We start from the raw sequence: 17,172 nt of genomic DNA on the forward strand, positions 1-17,172 counted from the left end.
GGGTGGTGCTGGGCGTGGGCGCCGGGCTGGGGGAAGGGGTCACCTCCGGTTTGGGGGTCGGCGTGGGGGTAGGAGTCGGCGTGGGCGTGGGTTCGGGCACCTCGCCGCTCAGCCAGTCCACCAGCACGGTGTAGGTGAATTCGTAGCCGGTATCCCGCAGACGCAGCAGGAAGGTGTACAGCCCGTTCACGGTGACGGTGAGGATGTTGCTGTCGGTGGGTTCGCCGTTCACGCTCACCACCTCCACGGCGGAGGGGTCGATGTTCAGGGTCACGGTGTCGGCGGTTTCGCCGGTGGCAATGCTCACCATGTCTTCCTCGGCGGGCTTGGTCTTGTCGATCCAGCTCACTTCGGCCTTCAGTTCGGTGACGTTGCCCACGGCGTCCGCAAAGCGGAAGGTATAGCTGCCGTTGGTGTCGAACGCCCAGGTGCCGTTGGAGTCGTCCAGGAAGGTCACATCCTCCTCGGTCTCCACGCTGGCAATGATGGAATCGGCGGTCCAGCCCTCGTAGGAGTAGACGACACGGCCTTCCGGCGGGGTCTTGTCGATCCAGTGCACATTGGCCTCAATGGTCTTTTCCCGGTTCAGGGCGTCGTAGTAGGTGAAGGTGTAGCTGCCGTTTTCGGTGAACACGTGCTCGGTCACATCGGCGCGGCAGCCGTCGGGCAGCACCAGGGTGGCGGTCACGTCCTCCCGGGTGGGCTCTTCGGTGGAATAGGTGATCTGGGCCGGGATCTCCTCGGCCATGGTGGGGTCCTCGTAAAAGTTCAGCATCTTGCCGCTGAAATACCGGTCCTTTTCCCCTTCGCTGTTGTAGTAGGTGGAGGTGGCCACGATCTTCAGGTAACGCATGGCCACCGGGGCATCCAGGTCGATGGTCTTGAGCCTGGTATCGTTGGCCAGACCCTCGAAGGTCTTGACCAGCGTCCACTCCTCACCGTCCATGCTGGCAAAAATCTGGCCGGACTTCAGCCGTCCGTTCTGGCCGCCGGGCAGGTAGGTCAGGCGGGTGATGGCCCGCACACGGTCGAACCGCACGGTGTAGAACTTGTCGGGGTCAAAGTAGCCGAACTTGGTGTGCCAGGCGGTGTAGGCGCTGCCGTCGATGAAGTTGGCGGCAGCGTGGTCGGCGCTGGTGCTGTTCTGGGTGGAGTAGGCCTCCAGCGTCACATACCGCAGGGGCAGGTAGGTGCAGTCGGGGGCGTAGTTTTCCGGGGTGAAGGTGTAGGTGCCGGTGGCGCTCTGCAGGTACACGCCGTGGGCCTTGTAGCGCACGGTCACGGTGGTGTCGCCGGTAAAGCGAACCTTGCTGTCCAGCCCGCCGGGATAATCGGCCCAGTTCTGGCCGCCGTCGGTGCTGTATTCCAGAGAAGCGGTGTCGCCGATGAGCAGGTTCTCGTCATCGTTGGCGTACAGGGGGGTCTGGGTAAAGGTCTTGCCTGCCTTGATGTCGATGGTGTGGTTGGCGTTGGTGCCGGTCAGACCCACCTTGATGTCATCCTCCGCGTTGATGCGGGCAATCTGGTCGGGGGTCAGCTGGATCTTGTGTTCAGGGGTGTACTCAATCTCGGAACCGTCGGCGGCGGTGAACTTTTCCCAGGTCTTGCCGCCGTCCAGGGAGACGCGGACCATCAGTTCGTAGGCGTCGTAGCTGGGGTCCAGCACGATGCAGCCGGCGTTTTCGCCGTCAAAGGAGAAGGTGGCCAGTTCCACGGTGCCGGAACCCAGCAGGGACCGGGCCACGGCCTGGCAGGCGTCATTCTGCAGGGTGTCGGCGGTGGTGGCCACCGATGCCTGCTTCAGGGCGTTGTACTTCAGGGTGTTCAGCTCCACCAGCAGGGCGGGGTCGGTGATGTGGGAGGTGATCTGCCCCAGCAGGTCCACCATGGGGGCGGGGTAGAAGGTGTAGGTCTTGATGACCAGGCGGGCCAGGTCGGCCCACTCGGTCTCGGTGGTGGAAGCGTCGGCGCGGTAGGATTTGACCATGCCGTACAGCGCGTCCAGGTTCAGCTCCAGACATTCCAGAGAGCGGTTCAGGGCCTGTTCGTGCTTGGCGCTGCCGGCGGGATAGACGTCGGCCACCAGCTTGTACAGCATGGAGGTCAGGAACTCGTCATAGCGGTTCAGCGCCGCCTGGGACAGCAGGATGTAGGAGGTGTTGTTGCCGCCGTCCACCTTGTTGTAGTCCATCTGGCCCCAGCCCAGCAGGATGCGGGCCTCGGCGCCGGTGTTCCAGCCCCAGCGGGTGTAGGAGCTGGCCCAGCCGGAAATGTTGTTCCAGATGCTCCAGATTCCTTCGCCCTTGTCGTTCTGGGTGTACAGCAGATAGGCTTCGTGGCCGGGCTGGTAGGTGTTCACGGCGGGAATGCCGTGGGTTTCGTTGATGGACAGGCCCATGCCGGAAATGCCCCAGCAGATGCCGCCCACTTCCATCATCATCCACAGGTGGAAGTAATCCTTCTCCCCGTAGGTCACGCCGTAGCGCAGGAAGTCGTATTTGGTGTTCCAGAAATCCTTCTTGGCCGGGTCATAGAACTGGGCCTGGCTGTAACTGATGTTGTTGTACCGGATAAAGGTGTAGGGGTTCAGCCGTTTGGTCAGGTTGTCGGGGTATTTGCTTTCCACATATTCCCGCAGCCACAGGATCTCGGCGTCCTCCGTCTTGGAGTCCATGACATAGCGCACCAGTTCCATGGGGTAGGTCTTGAACTCGTCCTTGCGCACAAAGTAGCCTTCATCGTACAGCTTCTTGAAGGTGGTGTACTTGACCACCGGGTCGGAAGGGTAGGAGTTGCCGCCGAACCCGACCATGTAGGTGTTGATGGTCTTGCAGTAGGCCACGGCGGTGGCCAGCATCATCTTTTTATAGACCAGGGCATCGCCGCTGTCGCCGATGTCGTTCTTGGCGGTCTCGTACAGGTTGCCCAGGGCAACCAGGGTCTTGTAGCCGGACCCGTTGTACAGGTTGCCCGCTTCCAGGAACATCCGCAGGGAGGCGGTGTCGCTGCGCAGCCAGTCCAGGGCCACGCGCACGTTGTCCTGGGCCTTCACGGCGTTCTGGATGGACTGGTACCCCACCCGGGCCACAAAGGCGCGCTCCAGCACCTCGTGCAGGTGGTTGGCGTAGTTGTCCTCCACCGAGTTGGCGGACAGGGCGGCATCGTACTCTTCCAGCGTCTTGAAGCCGGTGTACAGCTCGCTGCTGATGTCGTAGTTCGCCTTGAGCAGACGCAGGTCGCCGTAGACGGCGTGGTCGTTGCCGTCGGCGCCGTTGGCGTCGGCGTACAGGCGGATGTAGCGGTAGGCGCTCACGTCCGCCTTCACGTAGGCGGCGTCCTTGCCGGGCAGCTGCACAGGGGTGCGCTCCAGCTCGGTCCACTGGCTCTTGTCGTTGGAGCCGGACACGCTGAACCAGACGCCGTTGCCCTTGCCGTTCTGGCTGTAGTCCACGCCGGCGTAGAAGGACAGGACGGGATAGGTGTCGGTGAAGGCGCTGACATCGTAGATCAGGGTGGAGGTGGCGTGGGCGCCCATACCCTTTTCAAAGGGGGTGGCGGTGCCGTTCACCAGCAGCTGGATGGTCTTGCCGTTGGGGGCCAGGTTGCGCATAAAGCTGCCGTGGCTGATCTTGGAGGAAGCATCGTAGTCCTGGTCGGACAGGAAGAGGTAGTTGGCCTGGGCAGGGGCGTCGCCGGCATCATACAGGGCAATGCCGTCCACCTCGTCCATGGCGTCGTAGCTGTCGCCGGTCACACCCCACAGGGCGGAAAAATCGTCCTGCATGGCGTCCAGGTCCACCCCGGCGGCGCCGGCCATATCCTCGGCGTTCACCACCGAGGTTTCCTCAATGGGAGGCAGCTCTTCCTCCGGTGCCTCTGTGGGTTCCGGCTCGGCCTCGGTCTGGACCTGGGCCGGTTCGGTGCCGGCGTCGGTCTCATCGGCCGCGTCGTAGGCCGCGCTCATGGGCGTGGCCAGCATCGAAATCGCCAGCATGGTTGCCAGCGCACCCGCAAACGTTCTCTTCATGTTCATCTTGACCCTTTCATGATTTCCTTTTTGTATGATTTCATACCCCAAACGGGTTTTGCCCGGTCACAAAATAAAAGCCGCTCAAAAAACGGAATTCATTTCGAAATTGGGCGGTTAGGGCAGAAATATCCTGCTTTTTCTTTTCTCAAGGCTTGCAAATGGTACTATAATAGTCACGATTTGTTGATTGCCTGTGCGACAGATTGACTTTTGTGACCAAAGACCGGGCGTGTTTTGCCGCACTGTTTGGAGTTGTTGTTTGTATTGCCATCCTAATCCGGGGCGGTTCGGCACTGTGCGGTGCCTTTTTCCTGTTCCAAACCGGTGAAAAGGATGCCGCGGTCCATCTTGCGTTTTGAGCCGGAAGATGCTATAAAAACCATAAAAACTGCAAAAAGGAGGTCCGCCATGATCGCGCTGTATCTGGCCTGTCTGGAAAACGCCGATGATCGGCGCCGGTTTGAAGAAATCTGGCACGCCTGCAAGCGTCTGGTATTTCATACCGCCTATACCATCCTGCGGGATGAACATCTGGCCGAGGACGTCATGCAGGAAGCCTTCTTCTATCTGGCGCGGCACTTTTCGGCCATTGATACCGCCGACGACCGGCGGGTGCGGCGGTACCTGGTGCTGGTAGCCCGCAGCCGGGCGTTGGACCAACTGCGCCGCACCGGCTCCGAAACCCCGGACCCGGAGCCCGATACCGGGGCGGACCCGGCACCGGTGCCGGAGGACGCGGTGGTGGCGGGGGAACAGCTGGCCCGGCTGCTGGAGTTGGTGTCACAGCTGCCTGAAAGGGACCGGATCCTTCTGGAACTGGCGGTCCAGGGGGCATCCGGGGCGCAGATGGCCGCGGCCCTGGGTGTGAGCGAGGCGACGGCCCGCAAACGATTGCAGCGGGCCAGAGCCCGCTTGTGGAAGGAGCTGAACCGGGATGCCTGAACGGAATCTGCCTGCGGTTTCCTTTGATGCGGCCCTGTGCATGGCTTTGCGCCAACAGGCGGATACCGAGGATGCCGCCTGTCCCTCGGATCGGGAATTGCGGGCGTTGTACCCGGAAACTTCCGGGTGGGACAAGCGGTTTTTCCGGGCGTTGTCTGCCCGGCGGCGGGCATGGCGGCGGATGCAGCCGCCGGCCCTGCGCCGCCGGCTGCGGCTGCGCAATCTGCTGGTGGTGGCCCTGCTGGCCATGCTTCTTTTTGCGGGGGCGCTGGCCGCCAATGCCGATGTGCGTGGGGCGGTGTACCGGGCGGTGCTCAGCTGGGGGCGGCGGGAAGTCACCCTGACCTATGAGGTGGAAGGCGAACCGCTGGACGCCCTGCCGGAAAATTACACCGACACCTATACCCCGGCGGGGTTCCGCCGGGACGGGGCGGCCTCCTGCGCCACCGAAACGGAGGTTCATACCCGGTACACCGGCCGGATGTACGGCGCGGACCGATACTATGCGCTGACCCTGCGTACCGCCCGGCCGGAGGAAAAGGCAAGCTACACCCGCCGGGGGGCGGTATACACCACCCTGGACCTGGACCGGGGGCAGGCGACCTTGGGAATCCTGTCCCAGGTGGACGGGACCACCGACTATATCCTGTTCTGGGAATACGGTGGCGTCCACCATACGTTGGAAGGAAATCTGCCGCTGGATGAACTGGTGCGGGTGGCCAACGGCATCAAAATAAAAAACTGAGGAGAAAAGTGTCACAAAAGGGGTATTTTTTCGTCTGCATGGTAAAGGAAGTGGATTCGTGACCATGAGAAGGAGGAACCTATGAACCTGACACGAATTGCCGTTATGTTGGGCGCCTGTGTGCTTCTTCTGTCCGCCTGCACCGGGCAGAAAACAGAGGCAGACACCACCGCTGCCCCGGTCGGTACTCCGGTACCCGCCAGCCAATCGGAAAACCCGGCAGTGACCGAGGTGGTCTGGCCCCGGGAAGAGTATGCCTCTCTGGATGAGGAGAGCCGGGCGGCCTACCGGCAGACGGTGGAGGCGCAGCTGGCCCCGGGGGAATATGTGCTGATGCCCGACGGCTCGGTGGCCGAAAACCCTGAGACGGGGCGATATGATCCCCAGACATTTCTGGAAACATTCCCCGAAGCATCGCTGCCCCGACAGCAGGTGGAAGACTACACGCTGGAACAGGTACAGGTGGGCTTCCGGGTGGACCCGGCAGCCCAAGGGGGAGACAATACCGTGCGCCGGTACCAGGTTACCAGCGAGGCCCTGCAGGGGGTGACGCTGGTCTACCGCAGCGGGGAAAATCACATGAACCTCTGCCTGATCGGTCTGCGGACCTGGCCCGAAGCGGGCGCGGACTACACCTTCGGGCAGCAGGCCGTGGCGGTGGCGGAGGAAGACGGGCGAAGGGTGTACAGCCTGTCCGGCACACTGGACGGGAGCACCCTGGTGCAGCTGAACGGTACGGCGGAAAGCGAGGAAGCTTTTGCCGCGGCGGCCGCCGCATTTGCCGAAGCGGCGCCTGACCTGCTGGCGGCGACAACGTAATCCTTCCGGACCTGCTGCCGGAGCGGTATCTGATACGAACAGGAAATTCCCCGGCGCGGAAGATTCCGTGCCGGGGAATTTGTGTCAGCAAAGGCAAAGATTGCACGGCGGCGCATAAACCCCGGTCGCACTGCCCAGAATTTTTTTGTGCAGGGGTTGCATCCTGCGGCAAAATGGGGTATGATACAGTTAGTTAGAGATAACTAACCAAACCACACGGCGCCAATCCCCGCCCGGGGCCGGTGCCGGGAAAAGGAAGGTATTATAATATGAATTACCTCAGCATTGAAAAGGTCATCGGCCGCCAGATCATCGATTCCCGGGGCAATCCCACGGTGGAAGCGGAAGTCTGGCTGGCCGACGGCACCGTGTGCCGGGGCGCGGCGCCCAGCGGCGCCTCCACCGGCGAGTTTGAAGCCCTGGAGCTGCGGGACGGGGATAAGACCCGCTACGGCGGCAAGGGTGTGACCAAGGCGGTGCAGAACATCAATACCGTCATCAACGATGCCCTGACCGGTATGGACGCTTCGGACATCTACGCCGTGGACGCCGCCATGATCGCCGCCGACGGCACCACCGACAAGTCCAACCTGGGGGCCAACGCCATCCTGGCGGTGTCCATCGCCTGCGCCCGGGCGGCGGCCACGGCCCTGGACATCCCGCTGTACCGGTTCCTGGGCGGGGTCAACGCCAACCGCCTGCCGGTGCCCATGATGAACATCCTCAACGGCGGCGCCCACGCGGCCAACACGGTGGACGTGCAGGAATTCATGATCATGCCCGCCGGCGCGCCCACCTTTGCCGAGGGCCTGCGCTGGTGCACCGAGGTCTTCCACGCCCTGCAGGCCCTGCTCAAGAGCCGGGGGCTGGCCACCGCCGTGGGGGACGAGGGCGGTTTTGCTCCCGACCTTTCCAGCGACGAGGAGGCCATCCAGGTGATTCTGGAGGCCATCGAGAAGGCGGGCTACACCCCCGGCCGGGATTTTGTGCTGGCCATGGACGCCGCCGCCAGCGAGTGGAAGAGCGGCACCAAGGGGACGTACAAGCTGCCCAAGTGCGGCAAGACCTATACTTCCGCTGAGCTGGTGGCCCACTGGAAGGACCTGACCGAAAAGTATCCCATCTACTCCCTGGAAGACGGGCTGGATGAGGAGGACTGGGAAGGCTGGCAGCTGCTGACCAAGGAGCTGGGCGGCAGGGTACAGCTGGTGGGGGACGACCTCTTCGTCACCAACACCCGGCGCCTGGCCAAGGGCATTGAGCTGGGCTGCGGCAACTCCATCCTGATCAAGCTCAATCAGATCGGTTCGGTGTCCGAGACCCTGGAGGCCATCAAGATGGCCCACAAGGCCGGGTACACGGCCATCTCCTCCCACCGTTCCGGCGAAACCGAGGACACCACCATCGCCGACCTGGCTGTGGCCCTGAACACCTGCCAGATCAAGACCGGCGCCCCCAGCCGCAGCGAGCGGGTGGCCAAATACAACCGTCTGCTGCGCATTGAGGAACAGCTGGGCGCCGCGGCGGTGTATCCCGGATTCGGTGCGTTCTCTCTGAAACGCTGAGTTTTCCCGGTCACAAAAACGGATCTGCCCTGTCAAATGGCGGGCGGATCCGTCTTTTTGTGTGAAAATCCGGGGGCTTCGGGTTGACAACGGGGGGCAAATCTACCATAATAAAAAGAAAAATAGAAGAAAAAATCTTGATTTTTCCCTCGATCACAGGAGACTTTTTCATGACCGATTTTTGCGGGATGACCCGGCAACTGTGGCATATTTACGTGTTCCACCGCACCCAGGAGGATTTCTCCCGGCTGTATCCGATGATTGATCCCCAGTGTGTGGTGATCGGCACCGGCAAGCATGAATTCTATACTTCCGGCGAAGGGCTGATGCGGGCACTGAACGAGGAACGCGCCCAGACCGAAAACATCACCTTTGTGCTGCTGGACGAATGGTACCAGGATTGTGCCATGAGCCCCGACGCCCACCTGGTGTACGGCGGATTCCATGTACGGGATGGCCAGGACGATGCCGGCATGGATATGGACGTGCGGTTCAGCGTGGTGTACGCCAGGCGGGGCCAGGACTGGAAGATCGTGCACATCCACCAGTCGGTGCCCTACAAGGAGCAGGCTTACGGAGAATTTTATCCCAAAACTCTCAGCGAGCGCATCCGGGAAACCCAGCGTCTGGCCGCCCGCATGGCCGAGCTGGCCAACTCCGACCCGGTGACCGGGCTGTACAACCACCGCGCCTTCTTTGAGCAGAGCGGCAAGCGCCTGGCCGAAGGTCCGGCCTATCTCATGGTGCTGGACCTGGATGATTTCAAGAACGTCAACGATACCTACGGCCACCTGGCCGGGGACGAGGTGCTGAAACAGGTGGGGCGGCTGCTGAAGGAAGCCACCCGCCGGGTGGATGTGCTGGGCCGTGTGGGCGGCGACGAGTTCGCCGTGCTCTGCCCCGGGGTCTCCACCGACGAGATCGCCGTGCGCATTGCGGAGCGTATCATCCGCAAGGTCAACGAAAGCGCCGGTGCCACCATCGGGCAGCCGGTGCACATCTCCATCGGCCTGGCCAGCAAACAGCCGGACGATACCGTGCGGGATCTGTACCAGCGCGCCGACGAAGCGCTGTACACCGCCAAACACAAGGGCAAGAATGCCTGCCATGTCTATTCCCATACTTTCTGAGGGAAGGTTTTCAACAGGTCGGACCGGATGCAAGCGCACCGGTCCGGCTTTTTTTGTATCGTCTGAGACTTTTGCCCTTTACCGGGCGTTTTACAGGATGAAAACAAAATCAGGCCGAAATGCTGTAACAAAAAGGGGCGAAATGCCACTTTATAAACAGAAGTCGCCATGATTTTGTCACAATCGGAAACAAGTCGGACACAAACGTCCCCTATACTACAAAACGTACCGCGCAAAACCGGTGCACAGGAAGTACAAAAGGCAGGTGACCCCCATGCCCCGGCAGGAGCCTCAAATCCAACCCAGCAAGATCCAGTACCGCCGCGCCCAGGCGGCGCCGCCCCGGCGCAGTCCCAACACGGCGGGGGCGGTGCGTGCCCCCCAGGCGCGGTCCCGGGACTGGTATGCCATGCGCCGCCGTCGCCGTCGCCGGCAGCAGCTGGTGCGGCTGGGGCTGCTGGCCGCTGTGGTGTGCGTGCTGGCTGCCGTGGCGCTGTTCCTGGTGCCCAGCGTGAAGAACCTGCTTTCCCCGGCGGCTGAGCCAGAATCCCAGGCCGAGGTCCCCGTGGCCGCCAAACCCGCGGCGGCGCCGGACCCGGCACTGCCGGTGGTGGCCATCGACCCCGGCCACGGCGGAGTGGACCGCGGGTCGGAAGGCCCCGGCTTCGGCGAATATGAGATGACCTGGAACACCGCCAACGCCCTGGCCGACCTGCTGGAAGCGGACGGCCGGTTCACCCCCTACCTGACCATCACCGAGGAGGAAAGCCAGAACCCGGACGTGGCCCGCATCAAGCCCAGCGAGCGGGCCCAGCGTGCCAATGCCCAAGGGGCCCAGCTGCTGCTGTCCATCCACGGCAATTCCGATTCGGCGGCCAGCACCTCCGGGTACGAGTGCTATCCCATCCCCCCCGGCAACGCCAACCATGACGAGAGCCTGCGCTTTGCCCAGTGCCTGACCCAGGGGTTCGGCGCGCTGGGACAGCGGCTGCGGGGGGCGGACGGCGTGCGGTACATATACTACGGCGACGACAACGAAAAGCTGCTGTATGACGACGAATCCGTCCACGACGACCCCACCTTCGGGGTGCTGGAATACGCCCAGTGCCCGGCGGTGCTGTCCGAACAGTGCTTCATCACCAACAGCGCCGACGTGGACCTGCTGGCGGATGAGGACGGCTGCCAGCGGGCGGCGAAGATCTACTACGAGGCCATCTGCAGCTGGTTTAACCTGGAACCCAACCAATAACGACATTCCCGCATAACGCGCTTCTTTTTCTGCGTGCCGGGGCGCTCCCCCAATCGGCCCCGGCAGGCCCTCCGTGACGGACAACACGGAGGGCTTTTTTTTGTTGGTGCGGAGGAATGAAAGCCCTGCGGGTGGGGTAAACTCTCGACAAAATCCCCAAGATCTGGTATAGTGGGGAAAAGGCTGCCCGGCGTAACGGGCAACCGGCAAAGGAGACAATACCATGAGTGAAATGATATATGATCTGGCCGTGGTGGGCGGCGGCCCCGGCGGCTGCACCGCCGGCTTGTACGGGGCCCGGGCCGGGCTCAAGACCCTTGTGCTGGAAAAGCTGGCCGCCGGCGGTCAGATGGCCGACTCCCCCCTCATCGAAAACTATCCCGGCTTTCCTGAAGGGCTGGACGGCTACTCCCTGGGCGACCTGATGCGCCAGGGGGCCGAGAGGGCGGGGGCAGAGTTCCGCTACGCCCAGCTCACCGGGGCCGACCTGACCGGGGAAGTCAAGCACCTGCAGACCGACAGCGGCGAGGTGCTGGCCCGCGCGGTGGTGCTGGCACCGGGGGCGTCTCCCCGTCCGTTGGGCCTGCCCAACGAGAAGGAACTCATCGGCCGGGGCATGGGCTACTGCGCCGCCTGCGACGGTATGCTCTACCGCGGCAAGACGGTGGTGGTGGTCGGCGGCGGCAACACGGCGGTGGGGGATGCCCTGCACCTGGCCAAGCTGTGCCAGAAGGTGTATCTGGTGCACCGCCGCGACGAGCTGCGTGCCCCGGCGCCCAACGTGAAAGCCCTGGAAAGCAGCGGGGTGGAGATCGTCTGGAACGCCCGCCCGGCGGAGCTGGTGCAGGGAGAGGACGGCCGTCTGTGCGCCCTGAAGGTGCAGGACGTGCACACCGGCGAAATCCGGGAGCTGGCCTGCGACGGCGTGTTTGCGGCCATCGGCCGTGTGCCCGATACCCAGCTGTTCCGGGACCAGGTGCACTGCGACAAGGCCGGCTATTTTGAGGCCGACGAGACCACCCGCACCAACCTGCCCGGCGTGTTCGCGGTGGGGGATGCCCGGGCCAAGGCGGTGCGCCAGGTGGTCACCGCCACCGCCGACGGCGCCGTGGCCGTGCACTTCGCCCAGGAATACCTGGCCGGGGTGGAGAAGTAAACCGGCTTTTCACCATTCTCCTGGGCGACAGGCACAAAGCGGCAAGTACAGAACGCCGGTTGACAGAGTCGGTCCGGGCTGTTATGATGGAATAAATTCTAATAGAAAGCGAGGTGCTTCATGATGAAAAACAGCAGAACCATTCGAAAAACTGAACATCTTTGGAGGACCTCGGTTGCATTATAAGGTTTATATAATTTTTGGCCGCGGTTTATCAGCCGCGGCTTTTTATTTGCGCTTTCATCCAAGCTTCCGATTCTTCATAGCTGTTCACACAAAAACTCTTTCCCGGTAAGTGGGAGCAATTTATGGAGGACTTTATGATTCATCTCAGAAAAATTACGGAAGAAAACTTTATTGATGCATTCAATCTGAAGCTTGCACCGGAACAGGAACGCTTTGTTTCTCATCCCATTCGCAGCCTTGCACAGGCATACGTATACCGGGAGCAATGCCAGCCTTTTGGAATATACGAGGGGCAAACCATGGTTGGCTACGTTATGGTGATTTATGATTATGATGTTCCGGAATATGATATATGGCACATGATGATTGAGCAGGCAGAACAGGGAAAGGGATATGGAAAGGCCGCACTGGACAGGGTGCTTGATTATATCCGGGAAAAGCCCTTTGGTTCTTCCGATCGTGTGACCTTGACATGCAACAAAGAGAACATCCGGGCCCTGACCATGTACAAAAGCAAGGGCTTTGCAGAAACAGGCGTGACAGATGGAGAGGAAATCGAACTGTCGCTGATGATTCGGCAGCGGTAAATCCGGATGGAAAAAGGATCGCTGTGAAGTTGGCACTTGGGCCGATGTCGCAGGCACAGGCACTTGCCATTTCACAAAAATCACAACGCCCCCGGTTCCCAAAAGGAACCGGGGGCGTTGCTTGTATCAGCAAAGGAAAAAGCAGAAATCAGGCGTCGTCGTCGGCCATGTTGCCCAGGGCTTTGGCCTGCTCAATGACCTTGGCTTCCAGCATCTGGGGCAGGGTCTCGTAGCGGACGAACTCGAAGGTGTAATGGCCGCGTCCCTGGGTCAGCTGCCGCAGGAAGGTGGTGAAATCCTGCATCTCGGCCATGGGCACTTCGGCGTCCACCACCTGGCCGCCCTCCTCGTCGGGGCTCATGCCCAGCACGCGGCCGCGGCGCTTGGTCACCTCGCCCATGATATCGCCGGTGTTGTCCGCCGGCACATGGACCTGCAGGGTGCCGATGGGTTCCAGCAGCACCGGGCTGGCTTCGGGAATGGCGGCCTTGTAGGCCAGCTTGGCGGCCATGATGAAGGCCATTTCGCTGGAGTCCACAGGATGGTAGCTGCCGTCCAGCAGGGTGGCCTTCATGCCCACCATGGGGTAGCCGGCCAGCACGCCGTGGGCTGCGGCCTGGCGCACGCCCTTTTCCACAGCGGGGAAGAAGTTCTTGGGCACGCTGCCGCCGAACACCTTTTCTTCAAACTGGATGTCGTCCCCCTCGCAGGGCTCGAACTGAATCCACACATCGCCGAACTGGCCGTGACCGCCGGTCTGCTTCTTGTGGCGGCCCTGGGCCTTGCAGGCCTTGCGGATGGATTCACGGTAGGGCACGCGGGGCACTTCCAGGGTGATCTCCACGCCGAACTTGTTCTTCAGCTTGGCCACGGCCACTTCCAGATGCTGGGTGCCCTGGCCCGCAATGATCTGCTGTTTGGTTTCGGGGTCCACCTGGAAGGTGATGGAGGGGTCTTCCTCCATCAGGCGGGCCAGCGCGCCGGAAACCTTGCCTTCGTCGCCCTTCTTGGCCACCTTCACCGCCATGCGGTAGCAGGCCACGGGATATTCGGGGGCGGGCAGGCTCACCACCCGGGCGGGGTCGCACAGGGTGTCGCCGGTTTTGGCGGTGGCCAGCTTGGCCACGGCGCCGATGTCACCGGCCGCGATGGCGGGAGTGTCGGTCTGGCGCTTGCCGCAGATGGTCAGGGTCTTGCCCAGGCGTTCCGGCTGACCGGTGCGGGCGTTGACCACGTTGGAGGTGGCGCTCAGCTTGCCGGCCAGCACCTTGATGAAGCTCAGCTTGCCCACAAAGGGGTCGGCCACCGTCTTGAAGACGTAGGCGCAGGTGGGGGCGGCGGGGTCCACGGCGATCTCCACCGGGTTGCCGTCCTTGTCCTCGGCCACCTGGGCGGCGGCGTCGGCGGAAGGCAGAAGCTCCTTCAGGTTGTACACTAGCATATCCATGGCCTGCATGTTCACCGCACTGCCGCAGAACACCGGAGTGATCTGGCCGGTGCGCACGCCGGCGGCCATGCCGGACACGATCTCTTCGGTGGTGAACTCCTCCCCCTCGAAGAACTTTTCCATCAGGGCTTCGTCGGTTTCGGCAATGGCCTCGTTCATGGCCTGGATCAGGCCTTCGAACCGGTGGCCGATGTCCGGCAGGTCCACCTGGACCTGCTTGCCGCCCTCATATTTGAAGGCCTTCTGGCTGAACAGGTTGATGTAGACGATGGTGCCGTCGTCCAGGCGGGCAGGCACCACGCAGGGGCAGATGGAAGGACCGAACTTGATCTTCATCTGTTCCAGAATCTTGAAGTAATCGGCATTTTCCAGGTCCGCCTTGGTCACAAAGATCATGCGGGCCTTGTTGTTTTTCAGCGCCAGGGAATAGGCTTTTTCGGCGCCGACGGTCACGCCGGAACGGCCGGACACACAAATCAGAACGCTTTCGGCGGCGCGGATGCCCTCGCAGGCGCCGGACTCAAAGTCGAACAGGCCGGGCACATCGATCAGGTTGTACTTGGTGCCGTCCAGTTCCACCGGGATCACGCTGGAATTCAGCGAAGCCTTGCGCTTGGCCTCCTCGGGGTCAAAGTCGCTGGCGGTGGTGCCGTCTTCCACACGGCCCATGCGCTCGGTGGCGCCGCTCATGTACAGCAGTGCTTCCACCAGAGTGGTCTTGCCGCAGCCGGCATGGCCGGCCACCAGAATGTTGCGGATGTCCTTGCTGGCGTATTCCATCGTATTCAAACCTCTTTTCGCGCCGGGCCCGGTCCACGCAGCATTTCAGATTCCGGCCGATCGGCGATATGTACTGGGGCCGCGGGCCGCGCCCGCCCCCCGAATGATTCTACTTTACCACATGTTTGGAGAAAATTAAACAGTTTTTTTGGCAAAGTTATAAAAATTTTGTAAATAAAAACAAAGGAATGGGGCGGTTTGGCGCTGTATCGTCGTTTGCAACAAAACAACTTTACCGGTCCAGCCGCAGCACCGCCACCGTGATGTCGTCCTGCCGCGCCCCGGAACGCCGCACCGCGCTGTCCGCCACCGCTTTGGCCACCTGGTCGGGGTCGTGGCCCAGCCGGGCGCACAGCTGCAGCTGCTCCACCAGCCAGTCGTTTCCGTCGCACAGGGCCCCGTCGGACACCAGCACCACCATGTCCCCCTCGGCCAGGGAAAACCCGGTGGAGCGCCCCACCACCGAATCGCTCACCCCCATGGGCAGGCTGGGAGCTTCCAGCACCCGGGCGGTGCCTTCCCGCACCAGAAAACTGGGGGCCGCCCCGGCCTTGAACAGCCCTGCCCGGCCGGTATACAGATCCACCGTCAGCAGGTCCAGGGTGGCGCCGGATTCCTGGTCCGCGCACTTCATGCCCAGGGCCACGTTCACCAGCCGGGCGGCACTCTCGGCGGCAAAGCCTGCCCGCAGCAGCTGGGTGGTCAGCCTGGCGGCCATCCGCCCGTCCACCGCGGCGGCCTTGCCGGTGCCCATGCCGTCGCACAGCAGCATCTGGGCCCGGCCGGACCGGTCACAGAACTGGTTGCAGGCGTCTCCGCTCACCTGTTCCGGCGGGGCGGGGCGGCTGGCCAGCCCGAACACCGGGGTGAACAGCGGCCGTTCCCCGAACCGCAGCATGCTTACCGTGCGGCACTGGGCCAGGTCCGGCAGGTCGAAGTCCCGGCGGCAGATGCGCCCCACCTCCCGGGCCAGGCCCTGCAGTTCCTCGTCGGTGAATTTCATCCGGGGAACGGTCACGCTCACATGGATCCGCCCGGTCACGTCCCCGGTGACGGAACATTCCAGGGGTTCCAGCCCCAGGGCCGAAAACAGCCCCGCCACCTTGGCTTCCCGCCGCGGGTCCGGCAGCCCCGCCTGGCCCAGACGGTCGGCCATCTGGGCCAGGGCGGCGGCCATGGCGTTGTACTGCTCGGTCAGGGCACCCCGCAGCAGGCTGGCCCGGGCCCGGGTCTGGCGGCGGCTGCTCCACAGCCGGTAGCCGTGGGTCACGGCGGCACACAGGTCGCTGGGATGGGTGCAGACGGTCAGCTGTCCGGGCAGGTCCTCCAACTCCACACGCCCCCGGGCGTCCAATACGCCCCGCAGCTTGTACAGCCCGTCCACCGCCGTGGAATATCCCCGGATCCAGCAGGCGGACCGCCGCTCACAGGTCTGGCACACATGGCGGGCGGCGTACTCCACCACATAATCGTAGGTTTCCCCCTTGGGGGGCAGCTGGCGTTCGCACACCTCGTTCACCGTGTCCGCAATGTCCGAAAGACTGTCCGCCACCCCGGACAGCCGCCGGGCGGCGCTGCTCAGGGTCTGGCTCACCGCCGGCGGGGCGGGCGGGGGAAACACCCCCCGCAGCAAAGAGGCCGGGCAGGCCAGAAAACCCACCGCCCCCACGGCGGCCGAAAGGCAGAGCCACAGCGCTTCCACGGGGGTGGGGGCCGCCAGGGCCCCCACGGCACATCCCGCGGCAAACACCGCCACACAGCGCCGCCGGTCACCGTTGGCCAGCACCGCGGCACCCAGGGTGCCCAGGGCCACGGCCAGGGCCGCATAGCTCAAAGCCGGGGTGGCGGCGGTAACCGCCGCCGCCATGGCCACCGCCAGCACGGCGCTCTGTTCCAGGCTGCCCCCGAAGGCGGTGCACAGCCCGGTGCCTGCGGCCAGGGCCAGCCCCGGGGCAAATCCGCCCCCCAGCAGGGGCATCAGCCGCTGGGCGCAGGCCGCCGCCATGGCCAGCCAGAGGCACAGCCCCCGGGGCTTGCTGTGGGGCAGAAGCCGGATGGCCGCCCCGAACCCCGCCGCCAGCACGGCGGTGGCCAGGACCTGAGCGGTGTCGGCCATAGCGGTGGGCCCGGCAACGCTCACGGCCAGTTGTTCCCCCAGCAGGGCGGCGGATCCGGCGGCGGCCCCCAGTATGTACTGCTTTTTGCCCAGCTGGGCGGCCACGCACCGCCCGGCCACGGCGGCCACCAGCGCTCCCGCCAGCTTCAGCCCCAGGGTGAAGGGCTGAAAGGCCAGGCTTCCCGCCAGAGCGCCGGCCAGGGCGGGCAGGGCAAATCCCGGCGGACATCCCACCGTGAAGGCCAGGCCCAGGGGGGCGGCGCCGTACAGCTGCCCGGCCCCCAGCACACACCCGGCGGCCACACTGCCCAGCCGCCAGAGCAGCGCTCCCGAGAGCAGCCGGCTTCGGGGTGCGGCTTCGATGGCCGGCGGCGGCGCGGGCTCCCGGGCTTCCTCGTCGGGGGCAGGCGGCTGCGGGGC

Annotated in this window: 11 protein-coding genes; 8 read left to right on the forward strand and 3 right to left on the reverse strand. The window is 63.4% G+C overall.

Features of this window, described 5'->3' with window-relative positions:
• A partial coding sequence (locus tag H6B15_RS14210) for a discoidin domain-containing protein (protein WP_204648663.1) occupies positions 1 to 4,027 on the reverse strand: 4,027 nt, incomplete at its 3' end.
• A gap of 411 nt (positions 4,028 to 4,438) precedes the next feature.
• Between H6B15_RS14210 and H6B15_RS14215 the strand changes: the two genes are divergently transcribed.
• The 8 genes from H6B15_RS14215 to H6B15_RS14250 all read left to right on the forward strand — a co-directional run bounded on the left by H6B15_RS14215 (position 4,439) and on the right by H6B15_RS14250 (position 12,409).
• On the forward strand, positions 4,439 to 4,972 hold the full coding sequence (locus H6B15_RS14215; RefSeq protein WP_204648664.1) for an RNA polymerase sigma factor: 534 nt from the start codon (positions 4,439 to 4,441) through the stop codon (positions 4,970 to 4,972).
• Positions 4,965 to 5,717, forward strand: a complete 753-nt coding sequence (locus H6B15_RS14220; RefSeq protein ID WP_204648665.1) for a DUF4367 domain-containing protein — start codon at positions 4,965 to 4,967, stop codon at positions 5,715 to 5,717. The genes H6B15_RS14215 and H6B15_RS14220 overlap by 8 nt, the downstream gene beginning before the upstream one ends.
• Before the next feature lie 81 nt (positions 5,718 to 5,798).
• On the forward strand, positions 5,799 to 6,536 hold the full coding sequence (locus H6B15_RS14225; RefSeq protein WP_204648666.1) for a hypothetical protein: 738 nt from the start codon (positions 5,799 to 5,801) through the stop codon (positions 6,534 to 6,536).
• A 269-nt stretch (positions 6,537 to 6,805) separates the two neighbouring features.
• Positions 6,806 to 8,101, forward strand: a complete 1,296-nt coding sequence (gene eno, locus H6B15_RS14230; protein WP_204648667.1) for a phosphopyruvate hydratase — start codon at positions 6,806 to 6,808, stop codon at positions 8,099 to 8,101.
• Between the two features lie 170 nt (positions 8,102 to 8,271).
• The gene (locus H6B15_RS14235) at positions 8,272 to 9,231 is read left to right on the forward strand and encodes a diguanylate cyclase domain-containing protein (protein WP_204648668.1); all 960 of its coding nucleotides are present in this window, start codon (positions 8,272 to 8,274) and stop codon (positions 9,229 to 9,231) included.
• Positions 9,232 to 9,505: 274 nt separating this feature from the next.
• On the forward strand, positions 9,506 to 10,480 hold the full coding sequence (locus tag H6B15_RS14240) for an N-acetylmuramoyl-L-alanine amidase family protein (RefSeq protein WP_204648669.1): 975 nt from the start codon (positions 9,506 to 9,508) through the stop codon (positions 10,478 to 10,480).
• Between the two features lie 223 nt (positions 10,481 to 10,703).
• Positions 10,704 to 11,636 carry an NAD(P)/FAD-dependent oxidoreductase gene (locus H6B15_RS14245; protein ID WP_204648670.1) on the forward strand — a complete coding sequence of 311 codons (933 nt, stop codon included), beginning with the start codon at positions 10,704 to 10,706 and terminating at the stop codon, positions 11,634 to 11,636.
• Between the two features lie 320 nt (positions 11,637 to 11,956).
• Positions 11,957 to 12,409 (forward strand): GNAT family N-acetyltransferase, encoded by a 453-nt coding sequence (locus H6B15_RS14250; protein WP_204648671.1) that lies wholly within the window; start codon positions 11,957 to 11,959, stop codon positions 12,407 to 12,409.
• Positions 12,410 to 12,557: 148 nt separating this feature from the next.
• Here the strand turns inward: H6B15_RS14250 and H6B15_RS14255 are convergent, their stop codons facing one another.
• Both H6B15_RS14255 and H6B15_RS14260 read right to left on the reverse strand, forming a co-directional pair.
• Positions 12,558 to 14,636, reverse strand: a complete 2,079-nt coding sequence (locus H6B15_RS14255; RefSeq protein WP_204648672.1) for an elongation factor G — start codon at positions 14,634 to 14,636, stop codon at positions 12,558 to 12,560.
• A 232-nt stretch (positions 14,637 to 14,868) separates the two neighbouring features.
• On the reverse strand, positions 14,869 to 17,172 hold a 2,304-nt coding region (locus H6B15_RS14260), incomplete at its 5' end, for a SpoIIE family protein phosphatase (protein WP_204648673.1).

Origin of the sequence: Gemmiger formicilis (assembly GCF_016900095.1) — a bacterium.
Classification (GTDB): domain Bacteria; phylum Bacillota; class Clostridia; order Oscillospirales; family Ruminococcaceae; genus Gemmiger; species Gemmiger formicilis_A.

Coding starts and splice junctions, on each gene's coding strand:
- H6B15_RS14215 (WP_204648664.1), top strand. CDS start 4,439: ATGATCGCGCTGTATCTGGCCTGTCTGGAAAACGCCGATGATCGGCGC.
- H6B15_RS14220 (WP_204648665.1), top strand. CDS start 4,965: ATGCCTGAACGGAATCTGCCTGCGGTTTCCTTTGATGCGGCCCTGTGC.
- H6B15_RS14225 (WP_204648666.1), top strand. CDS start 5,799: ATGAACCTGACACGAATTGCCGTTATGTTGGGCGCCTGTGTGCTTCTT.
- eno (WP_204648667.1), top strand. CDS start 6,806: ATGAATTACCTCAGCATTGAAAAGGTCATCGGCCGCCAGATCATCGAT.
- H6B15_RS14235 (WP_204648668.1), top strand. CDS start 8,272: ATGACCGATTTTTGCGGGATGACCCGGCAACTGTGGCATATTTACGTG.
- H6B15_RS14240 (WP_204648669.1), top strand. CDS start 9,506: ATGCCCCGGCAGGAGCCTCAAATCCAACCCAGCAAGATCCAGTACCGC.
- H6B15_RS14245 (WP_204648670.1), top strand. CDS start 10,704: ATGAGTGAAATGATATATGATCTGGCCGTGGTGGGCGGCGGCCCCGGC.
- H6B15_RS14250 (WP_204648671.1), top strand. CDS start 11,957: ATGATTCATCTCAGAAAAATTACGGAAGAAAACTTTATTGATGCATTC.
- H6B15_RS14255 (WP_204648672.1), bottom strand. CDS start 14,636: ATGGAATACGCCAGCAAGGACATCCGCAACATTCTGGTGGCCGGCCAT.